Annotated in this window: 22 protein-coding genes and 1 pseudogene; 13 read left to right on the forward strand and 10 right to left on the reverse strand. The window is 72.0% G+C overall.

Annotation, left to right across the window (positions count from 1 at the left end; all coding sequences use genetic code 11):
- Nucleotides 1-256: 256 nt before the first annotated feature.
- Nucleotides 257-1,165: a bifunctional methylenetetrahydrofolate dehydrogenase/methenyltetrahydrofolate cyclohydrolase FolD gene (folD, locus tag ASG48_RS15165; protein ID WP_055851606.1), complete on the forward strand. Its 909-nt coding sequence runs from the start codon at nucleotides 257-259 to the stop codon at nucleotides 1,163-1,165.
- A gap of 43 nt (nucleotides 1,166-1,208) precedes the next feature.
- Here the strand turns inward: folD and grpE are convergent, their stop codons facing one another.
- Both grpE and hrcA read right to left on the reverse strand, forming a co-directional pair.
- Complete coding sequence (gene grpE, locus ASG48_RS15170) at nucleotides 1,209-1,886, reverse strand: nucleotide exchange factor GrpE (RefSeq protein WP_082529512.1); 678 nt, start codon at nucleotides 1,884-1,886, stop codon at nucleotides 1,209-1,211.
- A 118-nt stretch (nucleotides 1,887-2,004) separates the two neighbouring features.
- On the reverse strand, nucleotides 2,005-3,105 hold the full coding sequence (gene hrcA / locus ASG48_RS15175) for a heat-inducible transcriptional repressor HrcA (RefSeq protein ID WP_055851610.1): 1,101 nt from the start codon (nucleotides 3,103-3,105) through the stop codon (nucleotides 2,005-2,007).
- 170 nt (nucleotides 3,106-3,275) lie between these two features.
- Here hrcA and rph point away from each other — a divergent pair, with 170 nt between their 5' ends.
- From rph to ASG48_RS15215, 8 genes are all read left to right on the forward strand, one after another.
- Entirely contained in the window at nucleotides 3,276-4,001 is a 726-nt protein-coding gene (gene rph, locus ASG48_RS15180) for a ribonuclease PH (RefSeq protein WP_055851612.1), read from the forward strand.
- Nucleotides 3,998-4,642: an RdgB/HAM1 family non-canonical purine NTP pyrophosphatase gene (gene rdgB, locus ASG48_RS15185; protein WP_055851615.1), complete on the forward strand. Its 645-nt coding sequence runs from the start codon at nucleotides 3,998-4,000 to the stop codon at nucleotides 4,640-4,642. The genes rph and rdgB overlap by 4 nt, the downstream gene beginning before the upstream one ends.
- A complete protein-coding gene (hemW, locus tag ASG48_RS15190; RefSeq protein ID WP_162243936.1) occupies nucleotides 4,642-5,829 on the forward strand; it encodes a radical SAM family heme chaperone HemW in 1,188 nt (395 codons plus the stop codon). Before rdgB ends, hemW begins: the two co-directional genes overlap by 1 nt.
- 22 nt (nucleotides 5,830-5,851) lie before the next feature.
- Entirely contained in the window at nucleotides 5,852-6,742 is an 891-nt protein-coding gene (gene rsmI / locus ASG48_RS15195) for a 16S rRNA (cytidine(1402)-2'-O)-methyltransferase (protein ID WP_055851620.1), read from the forward strand.
- Nucleotides 6,739-7,101 carry a YraN family protein gene (locus ASG48_RS15200; RefSeq protein WP_055851623.1) on the forward strand — a complete coding sequence of 121 codons (363 nt, stop codon included), beginning with the start codon at nucleotides 6,739-6,741 and terminating at the stop codon, nucleotides 7,099-7,101. The genes rsmI and ASG48_RS15200 overlap by 4 nt, the downstream gene beginning before the upstream one ends.
- Nucleotides 7,102-7,330: 229 nt before the next feature.
- Entirely contained in the window at nucleotides 7,331-9,076 is a 1,746-nt protein-coding gene (locus tag ASG48_RS15205) for an ABC transporter ATP-binding protein (protein ID WP_244486921.1), read from the forward strand.
- Nucleotides 9,077-9,114: 38 nt separating this feature from the next.
- On the forward strand, nucleotides 9,115-9,918 hold the full coding sequence (gene dapB, locus ASG48_RS15210) for a 4-hydroxy-tetrahydrodipicolinate reductase (protein ID WP_055851630.1): 804 nt from the start codon (nucleotides 9,115-9,117) through the stop codon (nucleotides 9,916-9,918).
- A 55-nt stretch (nucleotides 9,919-9,973) separates the two neighbouring features.
- A complete protein-coding gene (locus ASG48_RS15215; RefSeq protein ID WP_055851634.1) occupies nucleotides 9,974-10,591 on the forward strand; it encodes a 2,3-bisphosphoglycerate-dependent phosphoglycerate mutase in 618 nt (205 codons plus the stop codon).
- Between the two features lie 138 nt (nucleotides 10,592-10,729).
- Here the strand turns inward: ASG48_RS15215 and ASG48_RS15220 are convergent, their stop codons facing one another.
- The 5 genes from ASG48_RS15220 to ASG48_RS15240 form a co-directional block, all read right to left on the reverse strand.
- Nucleotides 10,730-11,314, reverse strand: coding sequence for a hypothetical protein (locus ASG48_RS15220; RefSeq protein ID WP_055851637.1), 585 nt, complete (start codon nucleotides 11,312-11,314; stop codon nucleotides 10,730-10,732).
- Between the two features lie 92 nt (nucleotides 11,315-11,406).
- A complete protein-coding gene (gene nth / locus ASG48_RS15225; protein WP_055851640.1) occupies nucleotides 11,407-12,087 on the reverse strand; it encodes an endonuclease III in 681 nt (226 codons plus the stop codon).
- Between the two features lie 173 nt (nucleotides 12,088-12,260).
- Complete coding sequence (locus ASG48_RS15230; protein WP_055851645.1) at nucleotides 12,261-13,178, reverse strand: bifunctional helix-turn-helix domain-containing protein/methylated-DNA--[protein]-cysteine S-methyltransferase; 918 nt, start codon at nucleotides 13,176-13,178, stop codon at nucleotides 12,261-12,263.
- Between the two features lie 120 nt (nucleotides 13,179-13,298).
- Entirely contained in the window at nucleotides 13,299-14,192 is an 894-nt protein-coding gene (locus ASG48_RS15235; RefSeq protein WP_055851653.1) for an EamA family transporter, read from the reverse strand.
- A 42-nt stretch (nucleotides 14,193-14,234) separates the two neighbouring features.
- Complete coding sequence (locus ASG48_RS15240; protein WP_055851656.1) at nucleotides 14,235-14,735, reverse strand: DUF2244 domain-containing protein; 501 nt, start codon at nucleotides 14,733-14,735, stop codon at nucleotides 14,235-14,237.
- A gap of 25 nt (nucleotides 14,736-14,760) precedes the next feature.
- Here ASG48_RS15240 and nth (ASG48_RS15245) point away from each other — a divergent pair, with 25 nt between their 5' ends.
- Nucleotides 14,761-15,657, forward strand: coding sequence for an endonuclease III (gene nth, locus ASG48_RS15245; protein ID WP_055851659.1), 897 nt, complete (start codon nucleotides 14,761-14,763; stop codon nucleotides 15,655-15,657).
- Here the strand turns inward: nth (ASG48_RS15245) and ASG48_RS15250 are convergent.
- On the reverse strand, nucleotides 15,557-16,351 hold the full coding sequence (locus ASG48_RS15250; RefSeq protein WP_082529514.1) for a sulfate transporter family protein: 795 nt from the start codon (nucleotides 16,349-16,351) through the stop codon (nucleotides 15,557-15,559). The genes nth (ASG48_RS15245) and ASG48_RS15250 overlap by 101 nt on opposite strands.
- 147 nt (nucleotides 16,352-16,498) lie before the next feature.
- Between ASG48_RS15250 and ASG48_RS15255 the strand changes: the two genes are divergently transcribed.
- The 3 genes from ASG48_RS15255 (at nucleotide 16,499) to ASG48_RS15265 (ending at nucleotide 19,509) form a co-directional block, all read left to right on the forward strand.
- On the forward strand, nucleotides 16,499-17,524 hold the full coding sequence (locus ASG48_RS15255) for an adenosine kinase (protein ID WP_055851663.1): 1,026 nt from the start codon (nucleotides 16,499-16,501) through the stop codon (nucleotides 17,522-17,524).
- Nucleotides 17,525-17,547: 23 nt separating this feature from the next.
- Nucleotides 17,548-18,234 (forward strand): glutathione S-transferase family protein, encoded by a 687-nt coding sequence (locus ASG48_RS15260; RefSeq protein ID WP_055851666.1) that lies wholly within the window; start codon nucleotides 17,548-17,550, stop codon nucleotides 18,232-18,234.
- Between the two features lie 108 nt (nucleotides 18,235-18,342).
- Nucleotides 18,343-19,509: a PQQ-dependent sugar dehydrogenase gene (locus ASG48_RS15265; RefSeq protein ID WP_082529515.1), complete on the forward strand. Its 1,167-nt coding sequence runs from the start codon at nucleotides 18,343-18,345 to the stop codon at nucleotides 19,507-19,509.
- 48 nt (nucleotides 19,510-19,557) lie between these two features.
- Here ASG48_RS15265 and ASG48_RS15270 read toward each other — a convergent pair whose 3' ends face one another.
- Both ASG48_RS15270 and ASG48_RS15275 read right to left on the reverse strand, forming a co-directional pair.
- Entirely contained in the window at nucleotides 19,558-20,103 is a 546-nt protein-coding gene (locus ASG48_RS15270; RefSeq protein WP_055851670.1) for an MOSC domain-containing protein, read from the reverse strand.
- Nucleotides 20,104-20,144: 41 nt separating this feature from the next.
- Nucleotides 20,145-21,041, reverse strand: a pseudogene (locus ASG48_RS15275) (ATP-binding protein); the annotation flags it as partial.
- Nucleotides 21,042-21,074: the final 33 nt, after the last annotated feature.

Consider the following 21,074-nt stretch of genomic DNA (forward strand, 5'->3'; position numbering starts at 1 on the left):
TCTCCGCTTGACCGGTTTCGACCCTTGCGATCGACAGACCCCAAGCGCTCCATCCGGCCGATCGTTCCGCGCGTGCGCGGCTCCCCCCGCGAGATAGGACGGGACCGTCCGGCCTCCAGGCTCCGATCCGCTTCGCCGTCGCCCGCAAGGGCGGGGAGGCCGGGCCGGGCGCGCGATGCGCCCTCCCCTTTCCCCGCATATGCTTTAGAAGGAGGCTCGCGGTGGGTGCCGCAACGGGCGGAAGAAAGAGTTCGGCATGGGCGAGACGGCACGGCGGATCGACGGCAAGGCGAGCGCGGCGCGCATCGTGGCAGAGGTGAAGGCGGCCGCGCAGGCGCTGCGGAGCGAGACGGGCACGCAGGCCGGGCTGGCCGTCGTCATCGTCGGCGAGGATCCCGCCAGCCAGGTCTATGTCGCCTCCAAGGCGAAGATGGCCACCGAATGCGGGTTCAAGTCGGTCAAGCACGTGCTGCCCGCCGACACGGCGCAGGAGGACGTCGTCGCGCTGGTGCGCGACCTCAATGCCGACCCGACGATCCACGGCATCCTCGTCCAGCTGCCGCTTCCCGAGGGCATCGACGAGACGGCGGTCGTCCAGGCGATCGCGGCCGACAAGGACGTCGACGGGTTCCACCTCCTCAATGTCGGCCGCCTGTCGACGGGCGCGCGCGACGAGGCCTTCGTGCCCTGCACCCCCGCCGGCTCGATGATCCTCATCCGCGAGGTCCTGGGCGACGATCTGTCCGGCCTTGCCGCCGTCGTCGTCGGGCGCTCCAACATCGTCGGCAAGCCGATGGCGCAGCTGCTCCTGGCCGCCAACGCCACCGTGACCATCGCCCATTCGCGCACGAAGGATCTGGCGGCCGTGTGCCGCGCCGCCGACATCCTCGTTGCCGCCGTCGGCCGCCCGCAGATGCTCGGCGCCGACTTCGTCAAGCCCGGCGCCGTGGTGATCGATGTCGGCATCAACCGCATCCCCGCCCCCGAGAAGGGCGAGGGCGCCTCGCGCCTCGTCGGCGACGTGGACTATGCGGCCGCAAGCGCGATCGCCGGCGCGATCACGCCCGTGCCCGGCGGCGTCGGCCCGATGACGATCGCGCTCCTCATGGCCAACACGCTCGTCTCGGCCTACCGCATGTCCGGCCGCACGCCGCCGCGGTTCTGAGTGGGCGCGGGGGCCGCTCGAAAGGCCCCCGCGATACGGCCCCCTAACCCTGCGCCGCGGCGCTCGGCGCGTCGGCGGCGACCTTCGGGCCGCCCTTGGAGACGCCGACCATGGCCGGGCGCAGGACGCGCTCGCCGATGGCGTAGCCGGCCTGCACGACCTGGACGACCGTGTTGTTGGGCAGGTCCGGGTTCGGCACCTCGAACATCGCCTGATGGAAGTTCGGGTCGAAGCGCTGGCCCTCGGGCTCGAGGCGGCGCACGCCGTGGCGCTCGAGCACCGAGAGGAGGCTGCGCTCGGTGACCTCGACGCCGTCGACGAGGCCGCTGAGGCTCCCCTCGCCCTCAGCCTTGGCCTCGGCCGGCACGGCCTCCAGCGCGCGGCGCAGGTTGTCGGCGACCTGCAGCATCTCGCGGGCAAAGCCCGTCACCGCGTAGGTGCGCGCGTCCTTGATCTCGCGCTCGGTGCGCCGGCGCAGGTTCTCCATGTCGGCGGCGAGCCGCAGGAGGCGGTCCTTGACGTCGTTGTTCTCCGCTTCCAGCGCCTGGATGCGCTCGGCGTCGGCCGAGGCGGCGGCGGCGGGATCGGCGAAGCCCTGGCGGGCGCCGGCCTGCGTCGGATCGATGCCGGGAACGGCGTTCGCGTCGAAGGCGGTCTCGGCCGCCTGGCTGGTCTCGGTGCCGAAGGTCTCGTCGGGCCGCTTGCCGGTGTCGCTCGTCATCTCTCGTCCCACTATGCGCCTGTGCCGAAGCGCCCTTCTCTCCCTCGGGGAGGGACGGGACCTGCGGCACGCAGAAGATTCGTGTTGGCGCCGCATATCGAATTGCAGGCGCCTAAAATCAAGCCTCGCGGCTGGCCGCCGCCTTGGTGAGGATGCGCGAGACGATCTGCGCCGTGTAGTCCACCATCGGCACGATGCGCCGGTAGTTCAGGCGCGTCGGCCCGATGACGCCCACCGCGCCGATGACGCTCTCCGTGCCCCCGCGATAGGGCGCCACGACGAGCGAGGAGCCAGAGAGCGAGAAGAGCTTGTTCTCCGAGCCGATGAAGATGCGCACGCCGTTGCCGGTCTCGGCAAGGCCCAGCAGCTCCATGATGCCGCTCTTGGTCTCCAGGTCGTCGAAGAGGAGGCTGAGGCGCTCCAGCTCGTCCGCCGCCGTCACGCTCTTCAGGAGATTCGCCCGGCCGCGCACGATGAGGCGGGCCGGCTGGTCGGCCGTCGCGCCCGACCAGACCGCCAGCCCCTCGTCGACGAGCTGCTTGGAGAGAAGGTCGAGCGCGTTCGCCGTCTCCCGGCGCAGGAGCGCGATGCGCTCGCGCGCCTCCGAGAGCGTCAGGCCGACGCCGTGGGCGTTGAGGAAGTTGGAGGCTTCCACGAGCTGCGCCGTGGTCACGCCCGCCGGCAGCTCGACGATGCGGTTCTCCACCTCGCCATTCGCGGCGACGAGGACGGCCAGCGCCTTGCGCGGCTCGAGGCGGATGAACTCGATATGCTTCAGCCGCAGGTCCGACTTGGCCGTCAGCACGATGCCCGCCCCGCGCGACAGGCCCGACAGGAGCTGGCTCGCTTCCGTGAGGAGCTTGTCGAAGGGCCGTCCGTCGCCCGAGAGCCGCACCTTCTCCTCGATCTCCTCGCGCTCCGACGAGCCGAGGTCGCCGACCTCCAGGAACGCGTCGACGAAGAAGCGCAGGCCGAGTTCGGTCGGCATGCGGCCCGCAGAGACATGCGGCGAATAGATGAGGCCGAGCGCCTCGAGATCGCTCATCACGTTGCGCACGGAGGCGGGCGAGAGCGAGGTGGAGAGGAGACGCGAGAGCATGCGCGAGCCGACCGGCTCGCCGATGTCGAGATAGCTCTCCACCACGAGGCGGAAGATCTCGCGCGAGCGCTCGTCGATCAGGGGGCCGAAGTCGCTGACGGGCTTGCGAAAATCGCTCATGGGAATGCTCTTGGGCTCACCGGGTCATTATAGGCCCGCCCCGCCCCCGCGCCAAGCCGCCGCCGGCGGGACGAGCGCAACGGGTTTGCGCCGCCGGTCCCGCCTCGCTACAAGCCCGACGCAATGGGACGCCTTTAGCCTGTCCCCCAGAAACCGGGAACCGAACCTCCATGCGGCCATCCAGACGCGCCGGCGACGAACTGCGCCCCGTGACCCTCGAGCGCAACGTCTCGCGCCATGCGGAAGGCTCCTGCCTCGTCAAGTTCGGCGAGACGCATGTCCTGTGCACCGCGAGCCTCGAGGAGCGCGTGCCGGGCTGGCTGAAGAACACCGGCAAGGGCTGGGTGACGGCCGAATACGGCATGCTGCCGCGCGCCACCGGCGAGCGCATGCGGCGCGAGGCGGCGAGCGGCAAGCAGTCCGGCCGCACGCAGGAGATCCAGCGTCTGATCGGCCGCTCCCTGCGCGCCGTGGTCGACCTGAAGGCGCTCGGCGAGCGCTCCATCACGGTGGATTGCGACGTCATCCAGGCCGATGGCGGCACGCGCACGGCGGCGATCACCGGCGGCTTCGTGGCGCTGGCCGACTGCCTCGCCTGGATGGAGAGCCGCGCCATGGTCAAGCGCGCGGCCGTCCTCAAGGATCACGTCGCCGCCATCTCCTGCGGCATCTCCTCGGGCACGCCGGTGCTCGACCTCGACTATATCGAGGATTCGGCCGCCGAGACCGACGCCAACTTCGTCATGACGGGCGCCGGCGGCATCGTCGAGATCCAGGGCACGGCCGAGGGCGCGCCCTTCTCGCAGGACGAGCTCCTCGCGCTCATGGCGCTCGCGCAGAAGGGCATCGGCGAACTCGTCTCCCTGCAGCGCTCGGCGCTCGGGGGCGCCCTGTGACGCGCCTGTCCCCGGCGGACGGGCCGCTTCTCGTCGCCAGCCACAACCACGGCAAGATCTGGGAGATCCGCGAGCTGATGGAGCCCTTCGGCTTCGAGATCACCTCGGCCAGGGACAAGGGGCTGGACGACCCGGAGGAGACCGGCACGACCTTCGAGGAGAACGCCGCGATCAAGGCGCTCGCCTCCATGCGCGCCACCGGCCTCGTCTCGCTCTCCGACGATTCGGGCCTCTGCATCGAGGCGCTGGGCGGCGATCCCGGCATCTATTCGGCCCGCTGGGGCGGGCCCGAGCGCGATTTCTCGATGGCCATGCGCAATGTCGAGGAGAAGCTGCAGGCCGCCGGCGCCACGGCGCCGGAGCAGCGCCGCGCCACCTTCGTCGCCGTCCTGTGCCTGGCGCGCCCGGACGGCGAGACACGGTATTTCCGCGGCGAGGTGGACGGCACGATCGTCTGGCCGCCGCGCGGCACGTCCGGCTTCGGCTACGACCCCTTCTTCCTGCCCGAGGGCATGGACCGCACCTTCGGCGAGATGATGTCGTCGGAGAAGCACGCCTGGAAGCCCGGCCAGACGACCGCGCTCTCGCACCGCGCCCGCGCCTTCCGCCTGTTCGCCCGCGAGGTCCTCGGGGTCGAATGATGAACAAGGCCAGCCCGGACGTCCTGCCTTTCCGCCCCGTGCCGCGCGATCCGGGCTTCGGCATCTACATCCACTGGCCGTTCTGCGCGGCCAAATGCCCCTATTGCGACTTCAACAGCCATGTCCGCCACAAGCCGGTGGACCAGGACCGCTATGCGAGCGCCTTCGAGCGCGAGATGGCCTGGGCGCGCGGGCGCTCCGGCGGCCAGACGGTCACCTCGATCTTCCTGGGCGGCGGCACGCCCTCGCTGATGGACCCTTCGACGGTCGGCCGGCTGCTCGACGCGGTGGCGGCCAACTGGACCGTCGCCGAGGGCGCGGAGGTGACGCTGGAGGCCAATCCCTCGAGCGTCGAGGCCACACGCTTCGCCGGCTACCGGGCGGCGGGCGTCAACCGCGTCTCGCTCGGCGTCCAGGCGCTGAACGACCGCGACCTGAAGCTTCTCGGGCGCCTGCACGACGTCTCCCAGGCGCTGACGGCCATCGAGCTGGCGCGCCGCACCTTCCCGCGCCTCTCCTTCGACCTCATCTACGCCCGGCCGGACCAGAGCGTCGCGGCCTGGGAGGCGGAGCTGACGCGCGCCATCGATCTGGCCGCCGACCACCTGTCGCTCTACCAGCTGACGATCGAGGAGGGCACGCCCTTCTTCGCGCTCCACAGAGCCGGCAAGCTCGTCGTGCCGGACGGCGAGCTCTCGGCCGAGCTCTACGAGGCGACGCAGCGCCTCACCGCCGCGCGCGGCCTTCCCGCCTACGAGATCTCCAACCACGCGGTGCCGGGCGCGGAATCGCGCCACAACCTCACCTACTGGCGCTACGGCCTCTATGCCGGCATCGGCCCGGGCGCACATGCGCGGCTGATGGGGCCGACCGGCCGCCACGCCATCTCCAACGAGCCCATGCCCGAGACCTGGCTGAAGATGGTCGAGGCCTGGGACACGGGCTCGGTCGTCGACGAGCTGCTGACGCCGGCCGAACAGGCGGACGAACTGCTGCTCATGGGCCTTCGCCTCACCGAGGGCATCGACCTGAAGCGCTGGCGCAAGCTCACCGGGCGCGACATCGACCCCGAGAGCGAGACGCAGCTGTGCAGTCTCGGCATGGTCGAGCGGCTGGGGCCGGACCGCCTGCGCGCGACGCCGGCCGGCATGCTGGTGCTCGACGCGGTGGTCGCGGACCTGGCGTGACGATGGGTGCGGGGGCCGGGCGATGAGCGAGGAGCCGCGCGCCTACACGCTTCTGGGCACGCCGCGGACGGCGCCGCGCCCCGAGCCCGCGCTCTATCTCGTCGCGACGCCCATCGGGAATCTCTCGGACATCACGCTGCGGGCGCTGGAGACCATCGCCGGCGCCGACCGCCTCGCCTGCGAGGACACGCGCGTCACGGCCAAGCTCCTCGCCCGCTTCTCCATCCGCCGCCGCATGACCGCCTATCACGAGCACAATGCCGACGAGGCGGGCGAGGCGCTGATCGCCGATCTTCAGGCCGGCCTCTCCGTCGCCCTCGTCTCGGATGCCGGCACGCCGCTCGTCTCCGATCCCGGCTACCGGCTGGCGAGCCTTGCCATCGCGCGCGGGTTGAAGGTCGTGCCCGTGCCCGGCGCCTCGGCCCCGCTCGCCGCGCTCTCGGCCTCGGGCCTGCCGTCCGACGCCTTCTTCTTCGCCGGCTTCCTGCCGCAGAAGGCCGAGGCCCGCCGCGCCCGCCTCGCCGAGCTCGAGCGCGTGCCCGGCACGCTCCTCCTCTTCGAGGCGCCGCACCGCATCGCCGAGAGCCTCGCCGCCATGGCCGACATCCTGGGCCCGCGCGCCGCCGCGGTCTGCCGCGAGCTGACCAAGGCCTACGAGACCATCTATCGCGGGACCTTGGCCGAGCTTGCCGAAAGCTTCGCCGCCATGGAGCGCGTGCGCGGCGAGATCGTCGTGTGCATCGCCCCGCCCGCGCCCGAGGCGGCGGCCAGCGGGGAGGACGCCGACGCGATCCTCGCCGGCCTCCTGAAGGAGATGAAGCCGGCAAGCGCCGCGCAGGAGGCCGCGCGCCTCACCGGCCTCAACCGGCGCGACCTCTACCGGCGCGCGCTGGCGCTGAAGGACGGCGGGTGAAACCGTCGCCCGGCGAGAGGCGCCGGCGCCTCGCCCGCGGCGCCTTCGCCGAGGACCTGGCGGCTCTCGCCCTGCGCCTCAAGGGCTACCGCATCCTCGCCATGCGCCACCGCACGCGGCTCGGCGAGATCGACATCGTCGCCCGGCGCGGCGACACGGTGGCGATCGTCGAGGTGAAGGCGCGCGCCAGCGTGAGGGCCGCGATCGACGCCGTCGGCCCGGCCGCGCGGCGCCGCATCGCCAACGCGGCCGATCTCTGGCTCGCCGGGCGCCCGGACGCCGCGCGCCTGTCGCTGCGCTTCGACATCGTCGCCGTGCGCCCCTGGCGCTGGCCCGTGCACCTGCCCGGGGCGTTCTGAGCGGGGTGGACCGACAGGCCGACGCGGCACAAAAGCCGCGCTCCGCGCCCCGATTCACCCCCTTTCGGGCGGCGGGATGGGCAATCGCCCAAGGGCTCGCTATAGACGCGGGGATTTTGGAAGGGCCCCGGCCCTTCGCGAACCGGCAGGCGGCGTGTCCAAGAAGAAGAAGCTCTCGCTGAAGAAGGCTAGCGAACGCGGCCTCGTGATCGGCCTCGTGCGGCGCATCATGGCCGAGAACGGTCGCGCCTTCGTCGGCCAGTACGCGCTCGCCATCGTCTGCCTCGTCCTGGTGGCGGCCTGCACGGCCTTCCTCGCCTGGATCATGCGCGACGTGATCGACAAGATCTTCGTCGAACGCAACCAGACCGCCATCGCCTGGCTCTCGCTCGCCGTCTTCGTCACCTTCGCCGTGCGCGGCATCGCCACCTACGGCCAGGGCGTGATCCTCGCGCGCATCGGCAACAACATCGTGGCGCGCTACCAGCGCCGGCTCTTCGCCCATCTCACCGAGCTCTCCGTCGACTTCTTCGGCGAGAACCGCTCCGCGCATCTGGCCGCCCGCATCAACCAGAACGTCTCGGGCATCCGCGACACGCTGAACCTCACCGTCACCTCGATCGCGCGCGACCTTCTCAGCCTCATCTTCCTCGTCGGCGTCATGGTCTTCCAGGACCCGCTCCTGTCGCTGATCGCGCTCGTCGCCGGCCCGCCCGTCGCCATCATGATCGGCAAGCTCGCCCGCAAGCTGCGCGTCGCCACGCGCCAGGCGATCGACCTCAACGCGCGCGTCCTGGGCTCCATGCAGGAGGTGGCGCAGGGCATCGCGGTGGTGAAGGCCTTCACGATGGAGGAGGCGCTGCGCGCCCGCATCGAGACGCTGATCCTGGCCGCCGAGGAACGCTCCAACCGCATCGCCGTCATCACCGAGCGCACCTCGCCCGTCACCGAGATCGTCGCCGGCCTCGCGATCGCGGGCGTCATCGCCTATTCGGGCTACCGGGCGATCGTCTACGGCTACTCGCCGGGCGCCATGTTCGCCTTCATCACCGCGCTCCTGCTCGCCTACGACCCGGCCCGGCGCCTCGCCAAGCTGCAGGTGCAGCTGGAGCGCGCGCTGGTCAACGCGCAGATGATCTACGAAATCCTCGATCTGAAGCCGCGTCAGGCGGACGGGCCGAACGCGGCCGCGCTCGCCGTCTCGACCGGCGAGATCGAGTTCCGCGACGTGCGCTTCTCCTACTATGCCGGCGAGCCCGTCCTGAAGGGCCTCTCCTTCGTCGCCCCGGCCGGGCGCACGACGGCGCTGATCGGCGCGTCCGGCGGGGGCAAGTCCACCGTCGTCGCCCTCCTGCAGCGCTTCTACGACGTGGAGGGCGGCGCCATCCTCGTCGACGGGCAGGACATCCGCGACGTGACCAAGCGCTCGCTGCGCTCCTCCATCGCCTACGTGCCGCAGCAGCCGACTCTCTTCGAGGGCACGATCCGCGAGAACATCCGCCTCGGCCGCCCGGACGCCACCGACGCGCAGATCGAGGAGGCCGCGCGCCTCGCCCAGGCCGACGAGTTCATCCGCGCCCAGCCGCTCGGCTACGACACGCCGCTCGGCGAGAACGGGGCGAGCCTCTCGGGCGGCCAGCGCCAGCGCCTGTCGATCGCCCGCGCCCTCGTGCGCGATGCGCCGATCCTGCTCCTCGACGAGGCGACCTCGGCCCTCGACACGCGCTCCGAGACGCTCGTCCAGGCCGCGCTCGACGAGGCGATGAAGAACCGCACGGTCATCGTCGTCGCGCACCGTCTGTCGACCATCGTCGGGGCGGACCAGATCCTCGTCGTGGACGGCGGCCAGATCGTGGAGCGGGGCACCCATGGCGAGCTTGTCGGGCGCCCGAACGGGCTCTATGCCCGGTTCTACGGCCTGCAGATGCACGGGCAGCCCGCCGCCGAGGCGATCGCGCGCACCGTGCACGGCTGACGGCGCCCGTCCGGGCGTCGAACGAGGGGAGGACCGCGATGAAGATCGGAATCGTCGGCGCCGGGGGGCGCATGGGCCGCACCCTCGTGAAACTCGTGACCGAGAGCGGCGCGGCCAGCGTGGGCGCGGCGCTCGACCGCGAGGGCTCGCCGGTTCTGGGCGAGGATGCCGGGGTGCTCGCAGGTCTCGGCCCGCTCGGCGTGCCGGTGACGAGCGATCTCGAGAGCCTCGCCGATTGCGACGGCATCCTCGACTTCACCGCCCCCGCCGCCTCGCTCGCCTTCGCCGCCATCGCCGCGCGCCACGGCCTCGTGCACGTCATCGGAACGACGGGCTTCTCGGCGCCGGAGGAGGCGGCCTTGCGGCCGCATGCGGCGGGCGCGCGCATCGTGAAGTCCGGCAACATGAGCCTCGGCGTCAATCTCCTCGCCAATCTGGTCGAGCAGGCGGCCAGGGCCCTGCCGGCGGAGGCCTTCGACATCGAGATCCTGGAGATGCACCACCGCCACAAGGTGGACGCGCCCTCGGGCACCGCGCTTCTCCTCGGCCAGGCCGCCGCCCGGGGCCGCGCGGTCGATCTCGATGCGGTGAGCGTGCGCTCGCGCGACGGCATCACCGGGGCCCGCGCGCCCGGCACGATCGGCTTCGCCACGCTGCGCGGCGGCTCGGTGGTCGGCGAGCATTCGGTGATCCTCGCCGGCGAGGGCGAGCGGCTCGAACTGTCGCATGTGGCCGCCGACCGCACCGTCTTCGCCCGCGGCGCCCTCACCGCCGCCTTCTGGGCGCTCGGCCGCCCGCCCGGTCTTTATTCGATGCGCGACGTCCTCGGCCTTGCAGGCTGAGCCGCGTCGCGGCAGCATCCCCCTTCCAGACGATCCGCCAACGAAAGCCCCTTCCATGACCCGAACCCTCGTCCTCGTCCGCCACGGGCAGAGCGAATGGAACCTGAAGAACCTCTTCACCGGCTGGAAGGACCCCGATCTGACGGAGAAGGGCGTGGAGGAGGCCCGCCAGGCCGGCCGCCGCCTCAAGGCCGCCGGCATCCATTTCGGCACCGCCTTCACCTCCGAGCTCTCGCGCGCCCAGCGCACGCTCGGCCTCATCGTGAGCGAGCTCGGGCAGATGCATTTCCCGACCCACCGTTCCGTCGCGCTCAACGAGCGCGACTACGGCGAGCTCTCCGGCCTCAACAAGGACGACGCCCGCGCCAGATGGGGCGAGGAACAGGTCCATATCTGGCGCCGCTCCTACGACGTGCCGCCCCCGGGCGGAGAGAGCCTGAAGGACACGGGCGCGCGCGTCTGGCCCTACTACATCCACGTCATCCTGCCGAAGGTCCTGTCGGGCGACAACGTCATCATCGCCGCCCACGGCAACTCGCTGCGCGCCCTCGTCATGGCGCTGGAGGGCATGACGCCGGAGGACATCGTGGCCGAGGAGATCGGCACGGGCGTGCCCATCGTCTACCGCCTCAACGCCGATTCGACCGTGCGCGAGAAGGAAGTGCTGAGCTGACGGCCCGAACGAAGGCCCACGACCTCAGGCCGGGCCCTCACGCCCGGCCGTGAGGGCGGTGCGGCGTCTGCGCGAACCCGGCGCGTCCACAATCGATGCGAATGCGCGGGCGGACGTCACTTGGAAGGCCCGGCGCGATCAGGGCGCCGCCGGCCCCGCCTCGCGGCCGCGCGCGCTCGCCGGCATCTGCGGCAGGGGCGGGGGCGCCGGAGGCCCGAGCACCGGCGGGCCGCCGAGCGCGGGCCCCTCGGGCCCGTAGATCCGGTCGCGGATCTGGCGCGCATAGGCCGCGATCATCGCGCGGTCGACCGCGTCGCGATCCTGGACCAGCGCGCCGGCCGCGCCCGTGACGCCGCGCGCGAGCGCATCCTGCACGACGCCGAGATGGAAGCTGCGGATCGTCGCGCCGCCCTCGTCGGCGATCGTCACCGTCGTCGTCAGCGAATTGGCGCTCGCCAGGACCAGCGTCAGCGCCGGGTTCTTGTAGGTCAGGTCGTCGATCAGGATGGTCATGCGCGCCGGCCGGCCCGCCGTGTCGCCGCCCATCAGCCCCTCCGACACCGCCGCCTGCAGCTTCGGCGCGAAATCGCGGCGCGTCACCGACGGGTCCGTCACCACCGCGACGCTGCGGATCGCCAGCCGCCCCGTCCCCTCCACCACCGGCGCCCGGCATCCGGCGAGCATCGCCAGGACGAGGAAAGCGGAGAGGAGGCGAAGGCGCATGGGCGGACCGGACGGGCAGGAGGGCGGGATCGGCCTTCAGCTACAGGATCGGCGGGGCGATCGGAACCCGTGATCGACGGCAGGCCGGCCGGTCACGCCGCGTCGCGCCGGCCGGCGAAGAAGAGGCAGAGGTCGTTCAGGACGCAGGTCTCGCATCGGGGGCGGCGCGAGAGGCAGACGGCCTTGCCGAACTGGATGAGCCAGAAATGCCCGTCCTTCCGCGCCCAGCCGGGCGCGCGCTCCTCGAGCTGGTGCGCCGTCTCCTCGGCGCTGCGCGCGTCCGTCAGGCCGAGCCGGTTGCAGACGCGGTCGACATGGGTGTCGACGGCGATGACGTCGGCCCCGAAGGTGAAGCTCATGACGATGTCGGCGCATTTGCGCCCGATGCCGGGCAGCGCCATCAGCCCCTCGCGCGTGTCGGGCACGGTGCCGCCGTGCTCCTCCAGGAGGAAGGCGCAGAGCCGTCTGATGTTGCGCGCCTTCATGTTGTAGAGGCCGCACGGCTTGATGGCGGCGGCGATCGTCGCCTCGTCGAGCGCGCCCATCGTCCGGGGCGTGCGCGCCAGCGCGAAGAGCGCCCTGGTGGCCGCCGCGGTGTTGACGTCGCGGCTCTGCGCCGAGAGGAGGCAGGCGACGACCGAGCGGAAGGCGTCCTTCTGGTCCTTCGGCCCCTTGGCGGTCGGCGTGCGGCCGGGCATGTGCGCCTTCAGGCGCCCGAACGCCTCCTCGACATCCGCCTCGCTCAGGAGCCCCTGCCCGCCTCGCCTGCCCATGCGCCCTCGCCTCCCGTTGCGCGCGGCTAGATCGGGCGCGGCGCCGCCCGGTCGAGAGCGCGGGACGGCGTGCCGCAGGGTTCGGCAGGGTCGGCGCCGATCGCGAGCCCGGATCGGACGGGGCGGCGACGCCTTGCCTTCTCCCGTCCCGGGAGACGGGAGCCACCCGCCCCTCACCCCTCGCGCGCCAGGAGCCCGCATTCCCAGCCGAGCATGGCGCGCTTGCGCGTCAGGCCCCAGTGATAGCCCGTCAGCGCGCCCGAGCGCCCGACCACGCGGTGGCAGGGGACGACGAAGGAGACGGGATTGCGCCCCACCGCGGCGCCGACGGCGCGCGGCGCCTTCGGGCTGCCGATGCGCGTGGCGATGTCCGAATAGGTCGTCGCCTGCCCGACGGGGATCGCCAGGAGCGCCTCCCAGACGCGGACCTCGAAATCGGTGCCGATGAGGACGACGCGCAAGGGGCTTTCGGCGCGCCATTCGTCGGGCCGGAAGGCGCGGGCGGCGAGCGGCGCGATGCCGGCGTCGTCGCGCGAGAAGCGCGCCTTCGGCCAGCGCCGCACCATGTCCGCGAGCGCGGCCGCGTCGCCCTCGGCGCTGGCGTCGGAAAAGCCGATGCCGGCAAGGCCGCGCCCCGTGGCGACGACGATGGCGCGCCCGAAGGGCGAGGGCGAGAAGCCGTAAGTGAGTTCGATCCCCTCGCCCCGCGCCTTGTGCGCGCCCGGGCTCATCGCCTCGTGGCGCACGAAGAGGTCGTGGAGGCGCGAGGGACCGGAGAGGCCGACCTCGTGGGCGGCGTCGAGCAGCGGCAGGCCTTCGGCCAGGAGCCGCCGGGCGTGGTCGATCGTCACCGCCTGCAGGAAGGCCTTGGGGCTGAGCCCCGCCCAGCGCCGGAAGGTCGCCTCCAGATGGGTCTGCGTCGTCTGCAGCGCGTGGGCGATCTCGGCGAGCGTCGGCTGGCCGCGGAAGGCGGTGGAGATGAACTCCACCGTGCGGCGCACGAGGTCGTAGTCGCCGCCGGACGCGATATCCGGGCCGGATCCCGGTGCGGGCAGGTCGGCGGGCGCGGCGATCCTGGCGTGTAGCGTCATCTCGAAACTCCCTTCGCCCCGACCATGGCCCGCCGCGGGCGCGCCGGCCACCCGTTTTCCGGCGCGGACCTCGTTCGGTGCGGCGATGAAGGCCCCCCCCCCCCGGGGAGGAACCGGCCCTCAGGCCGGCGCCCGCCTCGCCCGCAGCCGCGGATAGAGGAGGCCGAGCGCCAGGCCGCTCATCACGAGGAGCGCGGCGAGGAGCTTCCAGCCCGGCAGCGGCTCGCCGAGGAAGAGCGCCGAGGCGGCCATGCCGAAGACGGGCACGAGCAGCGCCATCGGCGTGATCGAGGCGGCGGGATGGCGCGAGAGGAGGAAGGCCCAGATCGAGTAGCCGAAGAGCGTGTTGCCGGCCGCCTGCCAGACGAGCGCCGCCCAGGTCCAGCCGTCGGCCGAGGCGACGCCGGCGCGGATGGCCTCCCATCCCTCCAGCGCGAGCGAGAGGGCGAGGAGCGGCGGGGCGGAGAAGAGGCTCGCCCACACCACGTAGGGCAGCATGTCGCGCACCCCGCTCGCCTTGGCCGCCATGTTGCCGCAGGCCCAGGAGAAGGCGGCCGCCACGACCAGCGCGAGGCCGAGCGGCGTCGTCGTGGCGTCGACATTCAGCGCGATGACGAGAATGCCGCTCGCCGCCAGCACGAGCGCCACCCACTGGAAGCCGCGCACCCGCTCGCCCGCCAGCGCCACCGAGAGGCCGATGGTGAAGAAGACCTGCAACTGGATGACGAGCGAGGCGAGGCCCGGCGAGATGTGGCCGCGCATGGCCACGAAGAGGAGGCCGAACTGCCCCGAGCCGATGAGGAGCCCGTAGGCGGCCAGATTGCCCCAGCGCGCCTTCGGCCGCGGCAGCAGGAAGATGCCCGGGAGCGCCGCCAGCACGAAGCGCAGGCCGGCGAAGAGCAGCGGCGGCAGATGGTCGAGCCCGACGCGGATGACGACGAAGTTCGTGCCCCAGACGGCCACGACGCAGAGGGCGAGGAGAATGTGGCGGAACGGCAGGGGCGCGTGGTCCATGCCGCCCTTCTGTCAGAGGGGCCGGCCCCTGCCAAGCCGCGCTCAGCGCCCCTTGGCGGTGAGGAGCGCGCGGTTGAACTCCTTGGCGAAGCTCTCGCGGTCGTCGGGGTTCAGGAAGGCGCCGAGCTCCGTCGCGCGCCCCTCGCCGCTGATCGCCATGGAGAGGATGCCGAACTCCGCGTGCCGGCGCACCGCGAAGCGCGCCCAGAACGGGTTGTAATGGGCCTCGCGCACACGGCCGCGCGGCGAGGTCTTGCGGATGGAGAGATCGGTGCGCGAGACGACCACCTCCTCGCGCGCCCGCGCCGAGGCGTAGGAAAGGCGGAAGGCGCCCCAGACGAGGAGGACGTCGAGCCCGAAGAAGCCGAAGACCGGCCAGGCGCCGTGCGCGACGGCGGCGAGCCCCACCGCCGCGCTGACGCAGGAGACGAAGGCCATGAGGAAGAGGAAGCCGCGGCGCCCGAGCGAGCGGTAGGGCACGAGCAGGGCGTGGAAGATCGGGCGATCGGCCTCGCTCTCCCCGTCACGCGAATTGTCAGCCATGCGGGCGCCCCGCTATAGGGTGGGAATGGCGGACAAGATCGGCACCCCGGGTTCCAAGGTCAAGCGCGCGGCGGCGGGGACGGCCGGGCGCAAGGTCGCAGGCGCCGCGCTCCCCGCTCGGCCACGCAAGGCCGGCGCCGCGAAGCCGGCCGCGCCCCGGCCGCCCCGCATTCCCTATTCGAAGGCCGAGATCGAGGAGTTCTTCCGCCGGCTCGCCGTGCAGCGGCCCGAGCCGAAGGGCGAGCTGGAACATTCCAACCCGTTCACGCTCCTCGTGGCCGTCGTCCTCTCGGCGCAGGCGACCGATGCCGGCGTCAACAAGGCGACGCGCGCCCTCTTCGCGCGGGCCGACAACGCGGCGGCCATGGCCGGCCTCGGCGTCGCGGCGATCGAGGCGCATATCCGCACGATCGGCCTCTTCCGCACCAAGGCCAGGAACGTCGCCGCGCTCGCGCAGGCGCTGGTCGAGCGGCATGGCGGCGCGGTGCCGCGCGATCGCGAGAGCCTCGAGGCGCTGCCGGGCGTCGGGCGCAAGACGGCGAGCGTCGTCCTCAACAGCGCCTTCGGCGAGGAGGTGCTGGCCGTCGACACGCATATCCTGCGGCTCGGCAACCGGCTGCGCATGGCGCCGGGCAAGACGCCGGAGGCGGTGGAGGCGGGCTTCCTGCGCATCATCCCCGCGCCCTACCGTCGCCACGCCCATCACTGGCTGATCCTGCACGGGCGCTACGTCTGCAAGGCCCGGACGCCCGACTGCGAGGCCTGCGTCGTCGCCGATCTCTGCAAGGCGGCGGAGAAGCGCAGCGACGTGCCGTATCCGCTCACGGAGCTCGCGGAGGGAGCAGGCTCGCCTCGCGTTCTGGCGCAAGCACGGGCGGCACCCTCGCCTCCAGAGAACCGATCCCGCCCTCGCGCGCCATGACCCGCTGGTGCAGGTGCACCATCATGGCGGCGGCGAAGAGCGGCGTCAGGAGGTTGAGGAGCGGCACCGCCATGAAGGCGGCGACCACGAGCCCGGCGGCGAAGACCTTGCCCTTGTGGCGCTCGCGCAGCGCCTTCGCCTCGTCCGTGTCGCGATAGCGCAGGGCCGCGAACTCGAAATATTCCCGCCCCAGCAGATAGCCGTTCACCAGGAAGAAGGCGACGAGGTTGACGCCCGGCACGAGCAGCAGCGTCAGCGCGAAGAGATTGCCGACGATGACGATGCCGAGGAACTTCACCGAGAGGAAGAGGCCCGACAGAAGCGGCATGGCCCGGCCGGCCGGCGCATCGGGATAGCTCTCGCTCTCCACCACTTCGGCCACGTCGTCGAGGAAGAGGCCGGCGATGGCCGCGCTCACCGGGCCGATGAGGAAGGCGAGGCCCACGGCCAGCGCGAAGCCGGCCGCGAACCAGGCGAGCGTGCCCGCGCCCGAGGCGAAGCCCTGCGCCCAGTCCGGCGGGGCCGGCAGCCAGGCGGAGAGATGCGGCCAGGCCGCCGCCTCGAACAGCGCCTCCAGCCCGAACCAGGCGAGGACGAGCACGAGGACGGTGAGGCCGAGCACCTTCCACAGCGCGGCCCGGAAGGGCGGGGAGAGGATGTCGCCGAGGGCGCGCAGGGCGCTCGTGAGGATCATGGATGCATCGCTCCCCTCGTGGATGGGCCGGCCCAGAAATAGGGGGCGGCGAAAGGCGCCGCAATGCGCCGCGCGGACGGCGATGCTGGCCATCGCGCGCCCGGACGGCTAAAGGGTCCGGAAACCCCTCGACCGGACGGATCCAAGATGCAGTTCGACGTCCTGACGATCGGCAATGCCATCGTCGACATCATCTCGCGCACCGATGACGCCTTCCTCGCCCGCGAGGCCATCGACAAGGGCGCGATGACGCTGATCGACGCGACGCGCGCCGTGCATCTCTACGACGCGATGGGCCCGGCCATCGAGACCTCGGGCGGCAGCGCCGGCAACACGGTGGCCGGCCTCGTCAGCCTCGGCGGCACGGGCGCCTATTTCGGCAAGGTCTGCGACGACCAGCTCGGCGCGATCTTCCGGCACGACATCACCGCGCTCGGCGTCCATTACGAGACGGCCCCGCTTCAGGACTTCCCCCCGACGGCCCGCTCGATGATCCTCGTGACGCCGGACGGCGAGCGCTCCATGAACACCTATCTCGGCGCCTGCGTGGAGCTTTCGCCCGCCGACATCGACCCGGACGTCGTCGCGGCCGCCGCCGTCACCTATTTCGAGGGCTATCTCTGGGACCCCCCGCTCGCCAAGCAGGCGATCGTGGAGGCGGCGCGCATCGCCCATGCGCATGGCCGGCTGGTCGCCATGACGCTGTCGGACGCCTTCTGCGTCCACCGCTACCGGGCCGAGTTCCTCGAGCTCATCGCCTCCGGCACGGTCGACATCGTCTTCGCCAACGAGAGCGAGATGCTGGCGCTCTACGAGACCGCGTCGCTCGACGAGGCGATGGACAGGCTGGCCACCACGGTGAAGCGCTTCGCCGCGGTCACCCGCTCGGAAAAGGGCTGCGTGATCGTGGAAGGCGCCATGCGCCTTGCGGTGCCCGCGAGCGACGTTCCCCAGGTCGTCGACACGACGGGCGCGGGCGACCTCTTCGCCAGCGGCTTCCTGCGCGGCTTCACCGCCGGGCTCGGCCACGAGGACTGCGCCCGGCTGGGCGTCGTCGCGGCGGGCCACATCATCGGCCAGATCGGCCCGCGCCCGCAGGGACCGCTGAAGGACCTGCCGGAGGCCGCCGCCATCCTCTCGCGGATCGGCGGCCGCGCCGCCATCGCCTCCTGACAGCGGGACGGGACCGACCGACGATGCGCCTCACCATCGCCAACAAGAACTATTCCTCCTGGTCGCTGCGCCCCTGGGTGCTGATGAAGGCGCTCGCCATCCCCTTCGAGGAGCGCATCCTCTATTTCGGGCCGCAGACGAAGGACGCCTTCCGCGCGGCTTCCCCGACCGCCCGCGTGCCGGTGCTGGAGACGGACGGGCTGACGGTGTGGGACTCGCTCGCCATCGTCGAGACGCTCGCCGAGACCCATCCGGGCGTCTGGCCCTCGAATCGCGCGGCGCGCGCCTTCGCGCGCTCGGCCTGCGCCGAAATGCATGCGGGCTTCCCGGTCCTGCGCGACATCTGCACCATGAGCTGCGGCGTGCGCGTGGCGCTCTCCGACATGCCCCCGGCGCTTCAGGCGGACATCGGGCGCGTGGGCGCGATCTTCGAGGAAGGGCTCACGCGCTTCGGCGGCCCGTTCCTGGCCGGCGAGGCCTTCACCGCCGCCGACGCCTTCTTCTGCCCCGTCGCCTTCCGCGTGCGCACCTACGGCCTCCTCCTGCCCGAGCCGGCCGCGGCCTATGTCGAGCGGCTCCTGGCCCTGCCCGCGATGGTCGAATGGCATGCGGCGGCGCTCTCGGAGACCGAGCGCGAGCCGGGCCACGAGGCCGACATGCACCGCGCCGGCCGCGTCCTCTCCGACGCGCGCGCCGCCGCGAGCCTCTGAAGGCGCGGGTCAAGCCGCGATCACGCTTGCGAAAGACGGGCGGACAGGGGCGGCCTGCCACCCCACATCCCGAGGCGACACTCACCGCCGAAGGAATGGAGACGCCCCATGCGTGGCACCGCCGCCGCCAATCGCCGCCCCGCCCTCGTCGCGCTCGCCGGCGCGATGCTTGCCGCCACCGCGCTGCCGGCCGCGGCGCTCGACCGCGAACTTTCCTCCGAAGCCGGCCCGCTGCAGGTGACGACGGCCGTGACCGGTCTTGCCAATCCCTGGGCCTTCGAGTTCCTGCCGGACGGCGCCATGCTCGTGACCGAGAAGGCCGGACGCCTGCGCGTCGCCGCGCCGGACGGCACGCTCGGTGCGCCGATCTCCGGCCTTCCCGAGATCGACGCCGGCGGCCAGGGCGGCCTTCTCGACGTCGCGCTGGATCCCGGCTTCGCCGAGAACGCGACGATCTGGTTCACCTTCTCCGAGCCCGCCGAAGGCGGCAATTCGACGGCGCTCGCCAAGGGCGTCCTCTCGTCGGACCGCACGTCGCTGAGCGACGTGACGACCGTCTTCAGCCAGCTGCCGCGCTATGCCGGCAACAAGCATTTCGGCTCGCGCATCGTCTTCGACGGCGAGGGGCACGTCTTCCTCGGCCTCGGCGAGCGCTCCGACCAGCCGATCCGCAACCGCGCCAAGGATCTCGACAACCATCTCGGCAAGGTCGTGCGCCTCAACCTCGACGGCTCGGTGCCGCAAGACAATCCCTTCGTCGGCCGGGACGGCGCCCTGCCCGAGATCTGGTCCTACGGCCACCGCAACATCCAGGGCGGCGCGCGCCATCCCGAGACGGGCGCGATCTGGTTCACCGAGCACGGGCCGAAGGGCGGCGACGAGCTGAACCTCATCGAGAAGGGCGCCAATTACGGCTGGGCCGAGGTCTCCTACGGCGTCAATTACGACGGCACGCCCGTCGGCACCGGCGAGAAGACCGCCCCGGGCGTGACCGACCCGGTCCACCAGTGGACCCCGGTCATCGGCGCCTCGGGCCTCGAATTCTACACCGGCGACCTCTTCGCCGACTGGAAGGGCGACGCCTTCGCAGGCGGTCTCGCCACGACCGACCTCGTGCGCCTGACCATGGAGGACGGCAAGGTCACCGGGGAGGAACGCCTCCTCGCCGACCTCGGTCTTCGCATCCGCGACGTGAAGGCGGGTCCGGACGGGGCGATCTACGTCGCCACCGACGAGCGCAATGGCGAGATCCTGAAGATCGCGCCGGCGGATTGAGACCTGGAGGGCCGGGTGCGGGCGCCGTGAAGGGAGCCCGCCGCCCCGTCAGACCGGCGCCAGAGGCCGGTGCGGCACAGGCGGGCGTTCGACGAGGATCGGGTCGCCCGGCCGGACCGTGCCGCCGCTGTGCACGATCGCCATGACCCCCGCCTTGCGCAGGAGTTCGCCGTCCGGCCCCTTGTCGAGCGTGGCCGCCATCAGGCCCTTCCGGAACGCGTCGATCTGCGCGCAGGGGTTTCGAAGGCCGGTCACTTCGAGAACGACATCGGCCCCGAGGCGAAGGCGCGCGCCGGTGGGCAGGGCGAGGAGATCGAGGCCGAGCGTCGTGACGTTCTCGCCGAGATCGCCCGGCGCGACCTCGAATCCCTTGCCGGACAGTTCCTCGAAGAGTTCCGCATGGATGAGGTGAACCTGGCGCAAATTCGGCTGGGTCGGATCGCGGGCGACGCGCGAGCGGTGCCGCACGGTTTCGCCCTGATGCGCGTCGCCCTCGACGCCCAGGCCCGCGAGGATCCGGATCTCTGCCCGCGGTCGCTTCGAGAACCGATGGTCGCCGTCGCTTGCGACGGAAAGAACCCGACCCTGTTCCATGCCTGCTCCCCGGTTCGAATACCGTCGCCGCTCGGCGGCGCTCAGCCGGCGGCGGCCGTGCGCTCGCCCGCCATCCTATAGGAGATCGCCTCCGCGAGGTGAACCCGGCGCACGCCATCCTCTCCGTCGAGATCGGCCAGCGTGCGGGCGACCTTCAGGATGCGGTGATAGGCGCGGGCGGAGAAGCGCATCTGCTCGGCGGCGTCCTTCAGGAGCCGCGTCGAGCCCTGGTCGAGCGCGGCGACGCCTTCCACCATGGCGGCGGGGCAGAGCGCGTTGGTCGTGCCGGGCGCAAGGCCCGCCGCGGCGTAGCGCTCGGCCTGCACGGCGCGGGCGGCCTCGACGCGCGCCTTGACGGCGGCGGAGGTCTCGCAGGGCGCCGGGCGGATGAGGTCGACGGCGGTCACCGCCGGCACGTCGACGCGCAGGTCGATGCGGTCGAGGAACGGGCCGGAGAGGCGCGCCTGATAGTCCGCCGCGCAGCGCGGGCCGGTGCGGCAGGTATGGCCGGGCTCGCCGGCCATGCCGCAGCGGCACGGGTTCATGGCGGCGACGAGCTGGAACTTGGCGGGATAGGTGACGCGATGGTTGGCCCGCGCGATCACCGCCTCGCCGTTCTCCAGCGGCTGGCGAAGGGAGTCGAGGACGACGGGCGAGAATTCCGGCAGTTCGTCGAGGAAGAGCACGCCGCGATGGCTGAGCGAGGCCTCGCCGGGCCGGGCGCGGATGCCCCCGCCCACCATCGCCGCCATCGAGGCCGAATGGTGCGGGGCGCGGAAGGGCCGGCGGTCGGAAAGGCGCCCGCCGGAAAGCTCGCCCGCGATCGAGGCGATCATCGAGACTTCGAGGAGTTCGCGCGCCCCGAGCGGCGGCAGGATCGAGGGCAGGCGCTGGGCGAGCATCGACTTGCCGGAGCCCGGCGGCCCGGCCATCAGGAGAATGTGCTACATAAAGGGCACCGAATCGATGGA

This window comes from Aurantimonas sp. Leaf443 (assembly GCF_001425575.1).
GTDB lineage: Bacteria > Pseudomonadota > Alphaproteobacteria > Rhizobiales > Rhizobiaceae > Leaf443.